This is a genomic window from Taibaiella soli, assembly GCF_003236175.1.
GTDB lineage: Bacteria > Bacteroidota > Bacteroidia > Chitinophagales > Chitinophagaceae > QKTW01.
In genome coordinates this window covers 358,914-373,268 of the sequence record NZ_QKTW01000002.1, presented here as the reverse complement: position 1 = coordinate 373,268, position 14,355 = coordinate 358,914, and the positions used below count along the sequence as shown (strand labels likewise).

Annotated in this window: 15 protein-coding genes; 8 read left to right on the top strand and 7 right to left on the bottom strand. The window is 44.0% G+C overall.

The annotated features are described in order from the left end of the window. The first annotated feature begins 35 nt into the window (after positions 1 to 35). The 3 genes from DN068_RS01735 to DN068_RS01725 all read left to right on the top strand — a co-directional run bounded on the left by DN068_RS01735 (position 36) and on the right by DN068_RS01725 (position 2,905). On the top strand, positions 36 to 668 hold the full coding sequence (locus DN068_RS01735) for a YiiX/YebB-like N1pC/P60 family cysteine hydrolase (RefSeq protein WP_110997150.1): 633 nt from the start codon (positions 36 to 38) through the stop codon (positions 666 to 668). 325 nt (positions 669 to 993) lie between these two features. After that, entirely contained in the window at positions 994 to 1,716 is a 723-nt protein-coding gene (locus DN068_RS01730) for a hypothetical protein (RefSeq protein WP_110997149.1), read from the top strand. 190 nt (positions 1,717 to 1,906) lie between these two features. Beyond that, entirely contained in the window at positions 1,907 to 2,905 is a 999-nt protein-coding gene (locus DN068_RS01725; protein ID WP_123985199.1) for a zinc dependent phospholipase C family protein, read from the top strand. Between the two features lie 262 nt (positions 2,906 to 3,167). On the opposite strand, the gene fabG is transcribed toward DN068_RS01725, so the two are convergent. Both fabG and DN068_RS01715 read right to left on the bottom strand, forming a co-directional pair. After that, positions 3,168 to 3,920 (bottom strand): 3-oxoacyl-ACP reductase FabG, encoded by a 753-nt coding sequence (fabG, locus tag DN068_RS01720; protein ID WP_110997147.1) that lies wholly within the window; start codon positions 3,918 to 3,920, stop codon positions 3,168 to 3,170. Between the two features lie 195 nt (positions 3,921 to 4,115). Further along, positions 4,116 to 5,954, bottom strand: coding sequence for a UbiD family decarboxylase (locus tag DN068_RS01715; protein ID WP_110997146.1), 1,839 nt, complete (start codon positions 5,952 to 5,954; stop codon positions 4,116 to 4,118). Between the two features lie 152 nt (positions 5,955 to 6,106). On the opposite strand from DN068_RS01715, the gene DN068_RS01710 reads away from it, so the two are divergent. The 3 genes from DN068_RS01710 (at position 6,107) to DN068_RS01700 (ending at position 8,091) form a co-directional block, all read left to right on the top strand. Continuing rightward, entirely contained in the window at positions 6,107 to 6,565 is a 459-nt protein-coding gene (locus tag DN068_RS01710) for a CAP domain-containing protein (RefSeq protein WP_110997145.1), read from the top strand. A 215-nt stretch (positions 6,566 to 6,780) separates the two neighbouring features. Further along, positions 6,781 to 7,230, top strand: a complete 450-nt coding sequence (locus DN068_RS01705) for a hypothetical protein (RefSeq protein ID WP_110997144.1) — start codon at positions 6,781 to 6,783, stop codon at positions 7,228 to 7,230. Between the two features lie 81 nt (positions 7,231 to 7,311). Further along, entirely contained in the window at positions 7,312 to 8,091 is a 780-nt protein-coding gene (locus DN068_RS01700) for a queuosine precursor transporter (RefSeq protein ID WP_110997143.1), read from the top strand. A gap of 117 nt (positions 8,092 to 8,208) precedes the next feature. Here DN068_RS01700 and DN068_RS01695 read toward each other — a convergent pair whose 3' ends face one another. Then, a complete protein-coding gene (locus DN068_RS01695; RefSeq protein ID WP_110997142.1) occupies positions 8,209 to 9,408 on the bottom strand; it encodes a DUF763 domain-containing protein in 1,200 nt (399 codons plus the stop codon). A 186-nt stretch (positions 9,409 to 9,594) separates the two neighbouring features. Between DN068_RS01695 and DN068_RS01690 the strand changes: the two genes are divergently transcribed. Further along, positions 9,595 to 10,269, top strand: coding sequence for an O-methyltransferase (locus tag DN068_RS01690; RefSeq protein ID WP_110997141.1), 675 nt, complete (start codon positions 9,595 to 9,597; stop codon positions 10,267 to 10,269). Between the two features lie 58 nt (positions 10,270 to 10,327). Further along, positions 10,328 to 10,480 (top strand): hypothetical protein, encoded by a 153-nt coding sequence (locus tag DN068_RS22020; protein ID WP_165836250.1) that lies wholly within the window; start codon positions 10,328 to 10,330, stop codon positions 10,478 to 10,480. Between the two features lie 402 nt (positions 10,481 to 10,882). Here the strand turns inward: DN068_RS22020 and DN068_RS01685 are convergent, their stop codons facing one another. From DN068_RS01685 to DN068_RS01670, 4 genes are all read right to left on the bottom strand, one after another. Then, on the bottom strand, positions 10,883 to 11,410 hold the full coding sequence (locus tag DN068_RS01685; RefSeq protein ID WP_110997140.1) for a DsbA family protein: 528 nt from the start codon (positions 11,408 to 11,410) through the stop codon (positions 10,883 to 10,885). A gap of 18 nt (positions 11,411 to 11,428) precedes the next feature. Continuing rightward, complete coding sequence (locus DN068_RS01680) at positions 11,429 to 11,911, bottom strand: redoxin domain-containing protein (RefSeq protein WP_110997139.1); 483 nt, start codon at positions 11,909 to 11,911, stop codon at positions 11,429 to 11,431. Between the two features lie 86 nt (positions 11,912 to 11,997). Continuing rightward, positions 11,998 to 13,536 (bottom strand): DHA2 family efflux MFS transporter permease subunit, encoded by a 1,539-nt coding sequence (locus DN068_RS01675; RefSeq protein ID WP_110997138.1) that lies wholly within the window; start codon positions 13,534 to 13,536, stop codon positions 11,998 to 12,000. A 67-nt stretch (positions 13,537 to 13,603) separates the two neighbouring features. Then, a complete protein-coding gene (locus tag DN068_RS01670) occupies positions 13,604 to 14,344 on the bottom strand; it encodes an SDR family oxidoreductase (protein ID WP_110997137.1) in 741 nt (246 codons plus the stop codon). Between the last annotated feature and the right edge of the window lie 11 nt (positions 14,345 to 14,355).

The following is a 14,355-nucleotide window of genomic DNA, read 5'->3' as shown; positions in this document are numbered from 1 at the left end:
GCAGTAATTTGCAGGACTTTTTTATTAAAAAACTGATGAAATATTTATTGACGCTTGCCTGCGCATTACTATTACAAATAGGCTCGAAGGCACAGACCATTCCCGCAAACATAAAATTGCAAAACGGAGATTTTCTATTTGAAGATCTCGACTGTGGCCCGCTTTGTGATGCAATTGAACAAGTAACGCAAAGTTATGGCGGCAATCATTTTTCGCATATCGGGCTGGTGTATGTAAAAGATGATACTACATTCATCATTGAAGCAATCGGCAATAATGTACGTATGACGCCACTGGCACAATTTACAGGCCGTACGAAACACAAGATTTTTATCGGCAGAATGAAACCGCAATACCACCATCTGGTGGACAGCGCCATTAGTTTTTCGCTAAAATCAATAGGGATCCCTTATGATGATGATTTCCTCTATGACAACGGGAAATACTATTGCTCCGAACTGATCTATGATGCATTTCAATATGCAAATAACGGAAAACCGGTCTTTCAACTAGAGCCAATGACTTTTAAACCAATTGGTTCGAAAGATTTTTTTCCTGTCTGGGTTGATTATTACAAAAAGTTGAATGAAGCTATTCCCGAAGGAAAACCGGGTATCAATCCTGGCGGGATTTCCATATCCAGTTATATCATGATACTCAACCCTTAGGCTTTCTCTAGCTCATCCAAAGGAGGAGAACTTTCTGTGCGAGTACGCTCCTATTTCGTGGGACCCGTCGTTGCCTCGGGGTGACAAACACGAGTAAGGGCCTCCTCTAGCTCCTCCAAAGGTGGAGAACTTTCTGCGCGAGTACGCTCCTATTTCGTGGGACCCCTCGTTGCCTCGGGGTGACAAACACGAGTAGAGACCTCCTCTAGCTCCTCCAAAGGTGGAGAACTTTCTGCGGGGACATACCCCAAATAATTGTCATTTTTCCATGTCAATTATCAATTCTTATATAAATTATTTAACTTTCCCATTATAATTCAAGTGTATGAAATGGCTTTTGGCCATCCTGGTGCTTTCTTTTTCATTGGAAAGCTTTTCTCAGATTGTTGTTCCGAAAGAATATTACGCTTTTGATCTTACCAAAGCTACGCTCGGCATGCCTACCATTAGTTACGAGCGCTTCCTGCATACGAAAGGAAAAACAATTCATAGCCTGCAAATTAGTGTAGGTTACCAGTTTCATTTCAACAACTCATTTGGCGCACCCGGCAAACATCAGTTTGGCATCACAAAAAAACACGGCAACGAAAACGACGGTTATAGCGACGATGTGAGCCTCGGCGTATATCAGGGACCGGTGGCGCGTATTGGCTATACCTTCGGAAAAATGACTGAGTACAAACACGTGCTCATGTATTTTTCTCCAGGCATGGGCTTTAAATATCAATGGTACGACGATGCCAAAGTCTACAACCACCACAATTCGACAGACTCTCCGGAATATCCATACGATTACCGCATCCAGGATGGTAACGCAATTATGCTGATTCCTCAGGCAATTGCAGGCATGAAAAAAATGCTCGGTAATTTCTGCGTTGACATTTATGCAGGATTGCAGGCGAACATAAAATTCAGAACGCGCACCGTAGACTACTGGCAGACGAGCAATACCAATGTAATGCCAGGCACTCCATTTCAGGAAAAAGACATGAATGTTAGTCCGGGTGTGACGGTAGGAATTAAAGTCGGATATGTGCGGTTTCATTAAATTGAAAAGTCAAAACCTAAAACGTGTTAGAAACGCGCGTGTTTGTCGACAGGAACGCACGCTCAAAAAAGTTGAATTACCTGTTTACCAAACATCACATTGAAATAATTGCAGTTCGGGAACCTTCCATCGCAAATAATTTAGCTTTGCTTCAAACGCGGCCTCGCGTGAAATCTTGACAAAGCTCCTTATGAAAAAACTGTTTTTGGCCCTCGCTCTGGCGGCAACACTCTACACACCCAAAGCTTCTGCATGGGGCTCCTGGGGGCATCAGCATATCAATAACGGTGCGGTGTTTACCCTACCGAAAGAAATGATTCCGTTTTTCTACAATCACATTGATTTTATTACAGAAGAAGCAGTTGTTCCAGATTTACGGAAATACATCAACGGCGACAAAGGCGAAGGTGGTAAACATTTTATCGACATGGAACCTTTTCCACCGGTTTCCGGCAATTGGCCTTATACATACAAAGAAGCAGCGGCCCTGTTTGGCGACAGCTTGCTGCGAAAAACGGGAACACTGCCCTGGCAGATCAATGATATGATGACACGACTCACGAATGCGTTCAAAGAAAAGAACAAAAGTGAAATCCTCTACATCGCCGCTGATCTCGCGCACTATATAGGCGATGCTACGCAGCCGCTGCATACGACTGAAAATTATGACGGCCAGTTAACGGGTCAAAAAGGAGTGCATTCATTTTTCGAATCACAACTTCCGGAACAATTCGGCAGCGCATATAATTTTAATTCGGGTGAAGCACAAATTATAGCCGACCCAAATAAAGAAATCTGGTCAGTTATTTTGCACAGTCACGCGTTGCTCGACAGTGTATTGTCAGCAGAGAAAGAAGCAGAACATTCGTTTCCTGCAGATAAAATCTATGCTAAAGATGCCAACGGGCAAATCCTTAAGAACCGCTACGGGCAACAAATCCATTCACATGAATTTGCGAAAGCGTATCATGACCGTTTGCATAGATTGATTGAACGACAACTTCGCTTAGCGGTAAAAACAACAGCGGATTTCTGGTATACCGCCTGGGTAAATGCAGGCAAACCAAATCTCAATGATTTTGATCCAAAAAAGATTACCGAACGTAATCAAAAGAACTATCAGTCGGATTTGAAGTACTGGAAGAAAGGGAAGTTGGTTGGATTTTTGAGTGTGTCGGAGATTCAGTAGTTAATACCAATTGAGATCAAAATGTGGCTTAGGGAAGTGTTTCGTGTCACTTTTGCCTTGAAGCAAAAGTGACCAAAAATTCAAGACTTAAGGAAACGGAGGCCGAAACATTGCGTAAATTCTAGCGGTAAATAGATTAATTTGTATTTCGCATGTCTTCTTTTAATCGTTAATTGCTTAAAAGGTTCAGCAGCCAACATAACAGCAAAAAGCGCGGTGAAATTTTCACTGCGCTTTTTGCTGTTATACAAAACCTATCAAACTAGCGTGCGAGATAAGCACCGTCAATCGGATAATAGCCACCCGTAATGAAAGAAGCTTTATCAGAACTCAGGAACACCACCAATTCTGCTACTTCTTCAGGTTTACCGAGCCGGCCGATCGGATGCAGGCTGATCAACATATTTTTAGCGGCTTCGTCCATCACATCAAGTAATGGTGTATTGATGAAACCAGGTCCAACAGCATTTACACGAACACCTTGCGATGAATATTCCAATGCTGCATTTTGAGTTAATCCAACAACGCCATGTTTCGCAGCTACGTAACCGGCAGAATTATTAAAACCTACTGCTCCCAGAATAGAAGCCATATTCACAATAGCACCACCACCATTTTTCAGCATCGCCGGAATCTGATAGTGCATACAATAAAATACGCTGCTGAGGTTAATTAAGATTACTTTATTCCACCCTTCCACGCTCATGTCGCCGACAGGATGCGACTCGCCGCCGATACCGGCATTGTTGCAAGCCATATCAAGACGGCCATAAATGTCAATTGTCTTTTTTACCAGTTGTTCGCATTCTTCTGGCTTGCCCACATCCGCTTTTACAAATGTAGCATCGCCGCCTTTGTCCTTGATTTTTTGTACGGTTTCCGCACCGCCTTTTTCATTCACGTCCGACACAATTACTTTGGCTCCTTTGGCTGCATACAATAAGGCGCAAGATTCGCCGATGCCAGAACCAGCTCCGGTTACCAGAGCTACTTTACCTGAAAGATGAGTTCCCATTTGAAAGATGTTTTTTAAACGTTTAAAAAGGAACTAAAAGTTACGAAGATTCAATCGACAATGGACAATGCATAGTTGACAATTCGCCTGCGGAAACGCAGATTTAACGTTTACGTGCGCCTTATAAAAGACGCACCGGCCACGAACAACAACCGCGCACTAACTTTTAAATTTTGGCTTTTGAAATTTGACTCTCTAAGCGATTCCGTGAAGGCTTCCGCCTTTTGCGAACAAACGGTCTACCCTTTTCTCCACTGCCGGATCCAACACCAGTGGCGGTGCATGATGCGGTTTGATGCGGGCATCAATCACCAATGGACCTTCGCAGCCCCAATGCTTGTGACGGGTGAAACTACTGACACCGTATATATCATGAGACGGATTGCAACGCGTGTACGTCACCCAGAGATAGTTATTAAGCGTTGCGGCAGTAAAGCTGCTGTCATCGCAGATAACAATAAATGGCACGCCATTCAGCAATGGTGTTTTATCTTTTAATTGTGCCTGAAGCGATTCCATTTCTTTCGCCGCAGTATCATAATCTACAAATGACTTGGTTTGAAGCGCTATAACACCCGGCATGGCCAATTGTGGGTTTTCAAACGACTGTAACTCTTTAAGCAGTTGCGGAACATCGCGGCTCAGATCACGCAATTTAGGCCCGTAAGCAGCAAAGACCACTTTACTGCCTGCGTTCAATCCAGTGCCGGAATAATCGAGCGTATCGATAGTTGTATTTGTATAGAAATGAACATCGCGGGTAAGATCGATGCGCTCCAGCAGATATTCCATAAACGGCTGTGCAAGGTGTGCTGTGAGCTGATTGGTATCATCGGCCGCTATGAAGAGAAACTTCGCGAGACTCAACTGACCGGTGCCCAAAACGTGATTAGCAATAGTCAATATCTCCGCCGGCTGTTGTGTTTTTAAATAAGGCGTATAACGTTCACTGCCCACTGCCAGCAACAACGGATGCACGCCTGCAGCATCTACGGCATGCACTTCTCTCAGTCCCGGAATTTCCTGTGGGATAGCATCGCCAGTGATTTCGTGAATCAAGGCACCAAAGCTGGTATCTTCCTGCGGCGGACGGCCCACAACTGTAAACGGCCAGATAGCATTTTTACGTGCATAAACTTTGTGCACGCGCATGAGCGGAAACGGATGCGTAAGGCTATAGTAACCTAAGTGATCACCGAATGGCCCTTCTGGCTTGTTTTCACCTGGATAAACTTCACCCGTGATGACAAAATCTGCATCGGTGCTAATACCAAACCCATCCTGATAAGTATAGTGGAAACGGCGTCCACCAAGTAAACCGGCAAAAGTCATTTCACTCAAACCTTCCGGCAATGGCATTACTGCTGAAAGGGTATGCGACGGCGGACCACCGACAAAACAACTTACTTTCAGCGGCTGTCCTTTGCGATTCGCTTTGGTCTGATGTACGCCAATACCTCGATGCAACTGATAATGCAGCCCAATTTCTTCATTCAGTTTATACTCATTTCCAGTCAGCTGAATACGATACATACCTAGATTCGAATTCATAATACCTGGCTTATCAGGATCTTCAGTATACACCTGCGGCAAAGTCACAAATGCGCCGCCATCCATGGGCCAGTGCTGAATTAAAGGCAGGTCTGTGATTTTGATTTCATCGGCCAGAACCGGTTTTGAGGAAGGATTTTTTTTCGGCAGTGCTTTCATTGCAGCCATTGCAGTACCGATATTTTTAAACGGCTGGCGCAATGCTTTCATTGGGTCATTTTTCAGCTCCACAATCTTCTGCACATTAGCCAATGTCTCCCTGAAAATAAATTTGCTGCGCTCTAGCGTTCCGAAAATATTGGACGCCGCGCGATACTTCGAACCTTTTACGTTTTCGAACAAAACTGCCGGCCCTTTCGCAGCATACAACCGAAGATGAATGGACGCCATCTCCAGATAAGGGTCTACTTCTTCCTTTACCCTTACAAGATGTCCGTTTTTTTCAAGGTCCAGCAAACAAGATTCGAGCGATGTATATGGCATAAAATGTATCTGATATTCAGGGAAAGGCAAAGCATTTCCATTGCGGTGCAAAATACGCTAAGAATAGCAAACAGGCAGGTTTCAACAAATGATGGATTTTTGAAATGGCATGATTTTTACCTTTACAGTACTATTTTAACCAACTGCACGAAATGCGAACCACACTTTTATCGTTTTTGTTTTTACTGATTTTGTTCCCTGTTTTATGTCACGAAGCGAAAGCCGGCAAGGGCAATATGGAAGGCGACATTCTCACACTCATCAACAGATACCGCGCCAAATATGGATTACAGGCGATGAAGATGAACAACACTATTTCGGACGCCGCCTGGAGACACAGCAAAGACATGGCGAACGGAAGCATTCCTTTTGGTCATGACGGCTTTGACGAACGCACCAATAAACTCATCAAACAGCTGAGTCCGGCCGATGCCGCAGCTGAGAATGTGGCGTATGGGGCGGAAACTGCGCAGGAAGTTGTAGACATGTGGCTGCATAGCAAAGGGCACCGCAAGAATATTATGGGCAACTACAACCTGACAGGCATTGGCATTGCAGTTAGCCGCGACGGTACTTATTATTTCACGCAGATTTTCATTCACAAGAGATAGTTTTAAGTTTTAGGTTGTAAGTGCTACGTTTTAAGTGCTATGTTGTAAGTTTTAACTTCTAAGTTTTAGGCTGTAACCTGTTATCTATTTTATGACTTACAAACTAAAACTGACAACTCAGAACGTATAACCTATAACCTAAAACCTTTAACGTACAACTTTTGACTATCTGTACTTTTTTGACTAACTTATGGGTGGATTAAAATGGATGCCCTATGTCAGGAAAAATCATTTTATACGGACTACTGTCACTGTTTGCCGTTCCGGCGCTGGCGCAAACGCACACTAAAAAAGTGACGAAAAGCAAAACGGCTACAACCAGCACCGAATCGTTGCCCAAAAAAGTAGACCTTTCAAAACCGGTGCCCGACTGGGAAAACGGACCTGACAATGTTTATTTCCCCGACTACTATATGTTTTATGATCCGCACCGTAAAAGCTATGTTTACTGGACCGGCGAGAAATGGGCGACCAGCGTATCTACACCGTCGTTGATCAAAGATATAGACAAGAGCAAAGTACGTATTCAGATACTGAAAGATGAAACGCTCGTATATCCGGAAAATAATATTGAACGTTATGAAATGCTTTATCCGGCCCAGCCTGTGTTTCCTACGGTTCCGGTACCACTCGTAACAATCACACCTAAGAAAAAGAAGAAATAGCTGACTTTATCATTTTATTAGCGCCGGCAAATGCCGGCGTTTTTTGTTGACATTAGTCCGCTAATGCGATAGTTTTACACCATGATCCATAAAATCCTTGCAGACAAGCCTACGAAAGTATTCCTGCTCATGGCTTGTTTTTTTGTAGCAAATGCGCTGATTGCAGAATGTATCGGTGGTAAACTGTTCTCTCTGGAAGCAGCATTGGGCATGGTACAACATCCTTTTTCGCTATTGGGAGAAGATGGCCTTACCTACACGCTGACTGCAGGTGTATTGCTCTGGCCTCTGGAATTTATTATGACGGATGTAGTGAACGAATATTATGGTCCTAAAGCGGTGCGTCGTATTTCTTATATCGCTGTCGGATTAATCAGCTATGCCTTCATTATGTTTTTCCTGGCCATTAAAGTACCTGCAGAAAAATCTTTCTGGATCGGCAGCCAGGCTAACGAAGGCGTACCCGATATGCAGGCGGCATTCAGTAGTATTTTCGGCCAGGGGATGTGGATCATCTTCGGTAGTTTGATAGCATTTCTTGTTAGTCAAATTCTCGACGTTTGGGTGTTTCATCGCATCAAAAAAATCACCGGAGAGAAAAAAGTATGGCTACGCGCCACTGGCTCTACACTTGTATCTCAGCTGATAGACAGTTTTGTTGTATTGTTTATTGCCTTCAAACTGGGCCGTGGCTGGTCTTATCAACGAGTACTCGCAGTAGGATTGGTAAATTATTCTTACAAGGCTACGATGGCGATTGTGTTGACGCCGCTTATTTACCTGATTGAAGGTGCTATTGAAAGATATCTCGGTGAAGAACGTGTGCGGGAAATGAAAGCCGCAGCAATGACGGTGGAATAACACCTGGCATCTTCAAAAGTCAAAAGTCAAAAATCAAAACCTAAAAGTTTAACCCGTGTTTATCACCCCGACTAATCATGCGGCGCCACGATCTGTGCCCCCCTTTAGGGGATGGGGTTAAAATAATTTGAGTTGCGTATCCGGAGGTTTTGCGTCACCAAAAACTGTTTTACCGCCATACTTCCAGGAGTCGGCACGTTCTTTTTCGATGAGATCATTGAAACGTTCATTCGGCGTAAAATTCTTTTCTGCATTGGCAGCAATTTCATGCAGTTTTTTAATCGCCTGCGCTTTATCCGTCTCACCGATTTTAGCGCGTTGCACGGCGGTTTGCAATGCCTGAATACACTCATCATACACTTTTGTAGGAACAGGAAACGGATGCCCGTCCTTCCCGCCATGTGCAAATGAAAACCGCGCCGGATCTTCAAATCGCGATGGACTACCATGAATCACTTCGCTGACTAAGGTCAAAGATTGCAACGTACGCGGACCAACGCCTTGCAAAGAAAGCAGCTCTTCGAAATTTTGTGGTTGTTGTTCCTGCGCCAGCCAGAGCACTGTCCCAAGTCGTTTCAGATTTACGTTTTCCTGGCGTACGTCATGATGCGCAGGCATTACAAGATGTGCACATTCAGCTATGATGTGATTTGGATTTTCGTGCGTGAGTTGTAAGATACCCGCTCTTGCTGTATTTGCATCGGCGGCGGTAAGGTTAAGTATCTTACCCATATTTTCGCCGCATACACCGGTATGGGGTTCCTCTACAAATGATTTTACGTCGGCGGAATGCCAGTGATAACGCCGGGCCGTACTTTGGGTTTCATGCATGCCTTGCTGAATTACGGTCCACTGGCCAGTATCACTTACCACAAAATTGTGCATGTACAATTGAAAACCATCTTGCACAGCAGTGTTATCAACCTTAGCACTAAGCTTGCTGCAACGAACGAGCTCGTTTCCATTCAAGCCCGTAAGATTTGCGATTCTCAATAATTCATTCGGTGTTTCTTTGGAGAACTTGCCCTTTCCTCCGCAGAAATAAAGACCCAGGGATTTAGAATGCGGATTGACAGAACGTTTCAGCGCCCACATAACGGAGGTCGTAATGCCGGAAGAATGCCAGTCCATACCCAGCACAGCACCCAGGCTCTGAAACCAGAACGGATCCGCCAGGCGGCGCAGCATTTCCTCTTTTCCATACTCTGTAAGGATTGCCTCCGTGATCGCCAGGCCGAGTTTGGCCATGCGATCAGCCAGCCATTTTGGAACAAGACCGTAGTGTAAAGGTAAATCCGCAGAACCCGAGCGCTTCATTTTCCAAAGTTACCTCGTTAATTGGTTAAAACGTTAATTGGTTAAAGAGTCGAATCGTTGAAAAAAATTGCAAAATCGAAATGCTGATCATTCCGCAACCCGATTCCAACGTGTGTTTGCAATGGCCAAATTAAGTATCTTCAAAGGAACATATACATATACAATTACCATTTAAATCTATAACCAATGAATGAAAACATTTTCGCTCAAACTGACCGTTACATAAGTGATCTGCTGGCACCGGAAGACGATGCGTTACGGCAAACAATTCAATCTATAGACGATGAAACCCTGCCACAAATGAGCGTTTCGGCTAGTCAGGGAAAATTTCTGCAAGTGATGGCCATAACTGTCAATGCAACCCGTGTTCTGGAACTGGGTACTTTTGCGGGTTACAGTACCATCTGGCTGGCGCGTGCATTACCAGAAAACGGAATTGTTGTAACGCTGGAAGCGGAAGAAAAACATGCTGCCATAGCACGAAAAAATCTCGCGAATGCGGGTGTACTTTCCAAAGTAGATATGCGTTTGGGAAAGGCTCTGGATATCCTGCCAAAAATGATAACCGATGGAGAAAAGCCATTCGACCTCATTTTCATTGATGCCGACAAACCGCCTTATGCGGAATACTTCAACTATGCCTTACAACTCTCCAGACCTGGCACTTTGATTATTTGTGACAATGTAGTGCGCGAAGGAAAGATATTAGATCCTGAAAGTACTGACGAACGTGTACAAGGTGTGAGGCGTTTTAATCAATTGCTTGCGGACAACAAAAATGTAACTGCAACTATTTTGTCTACGGTTGGCGTAAAAGAATTTGATGGAATGGCGATTGCTGTGGTTGGCCGCCCCGATTAGCGCCTTCTAAATGATTGAAATTATCAATTGTCCATTATAAGCTGTCAACTTAATTGAAATGAGCACGCTTCCCGACCAAAAACTGCTATATGCTACTGCATCTGAAAAAATATTCTTCATTGATTTGGCCTTCACGCTTGAAAACGTTGTTTCAGATGGTGGCATCGCGATCGATGTAATCTTGTATCAGGGTGTAGAAGATATTGCCTGAAAGTGTCCGACAGTTCCCGGCGTTATGAATCTTTTGCTCTCTCCGATATGTGCCCGAAAGCGTTGCATCATTCAATTTTTAAAGAACTTCAGTTTAGATCAAAAAAATCCATGCCAACGATCCGCTTTTCCGGCTAGAACAATATCGAATCTCCTGTAATTGAAACAGATAACAACCTGTGAATGTGGAATTATATTTATCTATTGCTGGGGAAAAATCCCCTGATTCATTAAAGCTATGGGACTGTTAAACTAGCCTAGGTTTCTGCCCTTCGACTCTGCTCATAACGATAAATGCGAGGAACACTCACATTACATGAGGTATCACGCTCGCCGACATAACTAAAAAAACAACAGTAAGATTATTTGGACATGATCATTCACAATTGTCCATTCACCCCAATCAAATATCCTTCAGCACTGCCTGCAAATACTCATACAAGTCCTCATCTTCCCAACTGCCTTCGTATTTAACGCCGTTAATAAAAAAAGTAGGTGTGCCATTAACACCGCTGCGCATGCCACTTTCAAAATCTTCTTCTACTTTATCAGCAAGCGCCTGCGATCTGATATCGTTTGCGAACTTGTTCACATCAAGTTTCAGTTGCTCGGCAAAATCTATTAGTGCATGCCCACTCAATTCTTGCTGGTGTTCGAAAATGATATCATGCATTTCCCAGAACTTACCTTGCAATGCCGCCGCTTCTGCGGCTGTAGCAGCCATGATTGCGTGCGGGTGCATTTCCGCCAAAGGAAAATTTCTGAAGATAAACCTCAGATCGTCGCCCATTTTGTGCTGCAACTTTTGGAGTATAGGATAAGCGCGACCACAATGCGGACATTCGTAATCGCCGTATTCTACGAGTTCTATCGGCGCGTCATTTTTACCGGAGCTATGATCATCGGCAGAAACAGGAGGACGTAAAGACATGTTTTGTTGATTTAGTGATTAGTTGTTTAAATCATTTTCAGCCACTTGATCCATTTCCTCTAATGCATTTAAAATACCATCTGCACCGGGGTTCACACCTGTTGGCGAAAGATAAGCCCAACGTACGACGCCCTCTTCATCAATCACATATAGTGCACGTTTGCATTCACCGACTGTATGATCATACACCCCATATTTTTCCGACACCTCACCTTTAGGTTCAAAATCGGCCAGCAATGGAAAATGTAAATTGCGATCGTGGCTAAACGCCATATGGCACCACTTCCCGTCTACCGAAACACCAATAAGTTCCGCGTTAAGCTTATGAAAGTATTTAAGCATTTCATTGTATAGCGCCATCTGGTCACTGCAAACAGGACTCCAGTCGGCGGGATAAAATGCGAGGATTACCCGTTTTCCTCTGAATTCTGATAAACTGATTTTTTGGTCGGGAGTAGCATATAATGAAAACTCGGGGGCCTTTGAACCTACTGAAAGCATAATAGTATTTTATAGTTGAAAGTTAGGCAGATTTGCAACAAGAACCAATTGCTATATTCCTGCTTTCAGGGCCAATTTTCGCCGAGTTAATGATCTGATAATACTACCTGTGTTTTTTTGCCTTTACCCCTTGAACTAAGCAACAACAATGGCAGTGAAAGCAGAAAAATAATGCCCACCAAAAGATAGGCATCGCTGAAACTGAGCAGATTTGCCTGCCGTGTAACACCGTTATCGATCAGTTTAATCGCATTATTGTTTGCGTCAAAATTGTTGACCCCTTTATTTATAAAATATTGAGTATAGGCATTGAGCCGGAAAATAGCGGATGGATTATACGCATTGATATGGGACACAAGATCAGAACGATGCAAAGCATTGCGATTCGTCAGAAAAGTATTAACCATCGCGATACCAAAAGAACCGCCCAGTTGCCGCATCATGTTATTGAGTGCTGCACCCTGCGGAATATCTTTTGGCTCTAATGAAGACACGGCCAGCGTTGTAAGTGGGACAGTCACCAGCGCCAATCCTAAACCGCGCCAAACTAATGGACCCGTGATATCACTGCTTCCTGCCTGTAAATTGAGCACCGACATTTGCCAGCTGAACAAAACGAAGAAACCCATTCCGGTTATGATCATTACTATCGGAGAAATGCCACGCTGCAATAGTCGGGCAGACATAATCAACCCGCCGATAGCCAGCAAAGCACCCGGCAACAAAAGCAAACCTGTTTGTGTAGGTGTAAAATTGAGTAAACGCTGGGCAAATACTGGTGTCAGAAATACGGAGCTAAAAATCCCGACACCAGCCACAAAAGTCAATGCCGCCGCAATACTGAGGTTGCGACTTTTGAGCACACGCAAATTCACCACCGGCTGATCGGTATGCAGCTCCCACCAGATAAATAACAGAATGCCGAAAAATGCGATGACAGACAACCAGATAATATAGCTGGCTGCAAACCAATCTTCCGTTTCCCCTCTTTCCAGTACCGTTTGCAAGGCACTCACACCCACCGCCAATAATAAAATACCCAGCCAGTCGATCTTCCCTGTTTGTGGTTTTATTTCAGGTTCTTTCAGCAAAGCAATACAAAGGCAGGCCACTGTAATACCAATAGGAACGTTGATATAAAAAATCCAGGGCCATGAATAGTATTCAGTGATAAAACCGCCTAAGGTAGGACCGATAGTAGGACCAATGAACACGCCCACGCCAAATAAAGCGCTCGCCACATTTTGCTTTTCGCGCGGATACTGCTCAAACACTATAGCCTGAGATACGGACAGCAAAGCACCGCCACCCATACCCTGCAGAAAACGAAATACGACCAACATCCAGATATTGGAAGCCTGCCCGCACATGAAGGAGAAAAAAGTAAACGCAATTACAGACCCTATATAATAATTACGCCGACCCAGTTTTGCCGCCAGGAAACTGGTCAGCGGAATAATAATCACATTGGCGATTGCATAAGAAGTAATCACCCAGGAAGTATCCTCCAGCGTGGCACCCAGGTTACCGCTCATATGCGACAGGGCAACGTTTACTATAGATGTGTCAATAAGTTCCATAATGGCGGCTGCAATGACCGTCAATATGAGTATAGATCTGCGCATCGTAACTGAATATTTGTAGAAAAGAAGGCCATTAATATACCGTTCGGTATATTAATGGTATAAAAAATCAGCGTCCCGCATTCATTGCTATCAACGCTTCTTCGGGAGACTGACGGGAAAATTCATACATGTCTGCAGTGTTACCTACCCGGATTTCATAATTCCGTTGTGCCAATGCATCAACCAAAGCCTGCGCTACTTCCTGTGGCGGGATACCATTTTCACCACCTATTTCTTTAGAGAATTCAGTGTTCACCAATGGTGGCATTAACTCATACACCTTTATATTGGTTGCCTGTGCCAATGTAAGGCGCAGCGATTGTGTGTAAGAATGTAACGCAGCTTTGCTCGCAGAATATGTAGGAATATTAATGCCCGGAACAAATGCTACGATAGAACTTACATTTACGACTGCCGCTTCCGGCTGCATCGCCAGCAATGGCAGTAACTTTTCTGTAAGGCTGACAATCGACAAATAATTGGTCATCATTTCCTGGCTGGCCTTTTCAAAAGCGTTTGCACCCGGATAAAGGCGATAATAAAATGCATTGCCCGCGTTATTGATCAGCATGCTCAGATCAGCATAGTCGTTATGAATAGCCTTTACCAGTTTATCTACATCATTCTCCAGCGTTACATCACAAACGAAAGGAACAACGTTGTTTAGTTTTGCTGCAGCTTCTTTTAATCTTGCTTCATTTCTTCCGGTAATAATAACGCGATGACCTTGTTCTGAAAAAAGCCGGGCCATTTCAAAGCCAATACCGGCGCTTCCTCCTGTAATGAGGATGGTTTGTTGTTTACTCATTGTCTGTTTTT

What these genes read in the sequence shown, in the direction of transcription:
- DN068_RS01735 (WP_110997150.1), top strand. Translation starts at nt 36, where the DNA reads ATGAAATATTTATTGACGCTTGCCTGCGCATTACTATTACAAATAGGC.
- DN068_RS01730 (WP_110997149.1), top strand. Translation starts at nt 994, where the DNA reads ATGAAATGGCTTTTGGCCATCCTGGTGCTTTCTTTTTCATTGGAAAGC.
- DN068_RS01725 (WP_123985199.1), top strand. Translation starts at nt 1,907, where the DNA reads ATGAAAAAACTGTTTTTGGCCCTCGCTCTGGCGGCAACACTCTACACA.
- fabG (WP_110997147.1), bottom strand. Translation starts at nt 3,920, where the DNA reads ATGGGAACTCATCTTTCAGGTAAAGTAGCTCTGGTAACCGGAGCTGGT.
- DN068_RS01715 (WP_110997146.1), bottom strand. Translation starts at nt 5,954, where the DNA reads ATGCCATATACATCGCTCGAATCTTGTTTGCTGGACCTTGAAAAAAAC.
- DN068_RS01710 (WP_110997145.1), top strand. Translation starts at nt 6,107, where the DNA reads ATGCGAACCACACTTTTATCGTTTTTGTTTTTACTGATTTTGTTCCCT.
- DN068_RS01705 (WP_110997144.1), top strand. Translation starts at nt 6,781, where the DNA reads ATGTCAGGAAAAATCATTTTATACGGACTACTGTCACTGTTTGCCGTT.
- DN068_RS01700 (WP_110997143.1), top strand. Translation starts at nt 7,312, where the DNA reads ATGATCCATAAAATCCTTGCAGACAAGCCTACGAAAGTATTCCTGCTC.
- DN068_RS01695 (WP_110997142.1), bottom strand. Translation starts at nt 9,408, where the DNA reads ATGAAGCGCTCGGGTTCTGCGGATTTACCTTTACACTACGGTCTTGTT.
- DN068_RS01690 (WP_110997141.1), top strand. Translation starts at nt 9,595, where the DNA reads ATGAATGAAAACATTTTCGCTCAAACTGACCGTTACATAAGTGATCTG.
- DN068_RS22020 (WP_165836250.1), top strand. Translation starts at nt 10,328, where the DNA reads ATGAGCACGCTTCCCGACCAAAAACTGCTATATGCTACTGCATCTGAA.
- DN068_RS01685 (WP_110997140.1), bottom strand. Translation starts at nt 11,410, where the DNA reads ATGTCTTTACGTCCTCCTGTTTCTGCCGATGATCATAGCTCCGGTAAA.
- DN068_RS01680 (WP_110997139.1), bottom strand. Translation starts at nt 11,911, where the DNA reads ATGCTTTCAGTAGGTTCAAAGGCCCCCGAGTTTTCATTATATGCTACT.
- DN068_RS01675 (WP_110997138.1), bottom strand. Translation starts at nt 13,536, where the DNA reads ATGCGCAGATCTATACTCATATTGACGGTCATTGCAGCCGCCATTATG.
- DN068_RS01670 (WP_110997137.1), bottom strand. Translation starts at nt 14,344, where the DNA reads ATGAGTAAACAACAAACCATCCTCATTACAGGAGGAAGCGCCGGTATT.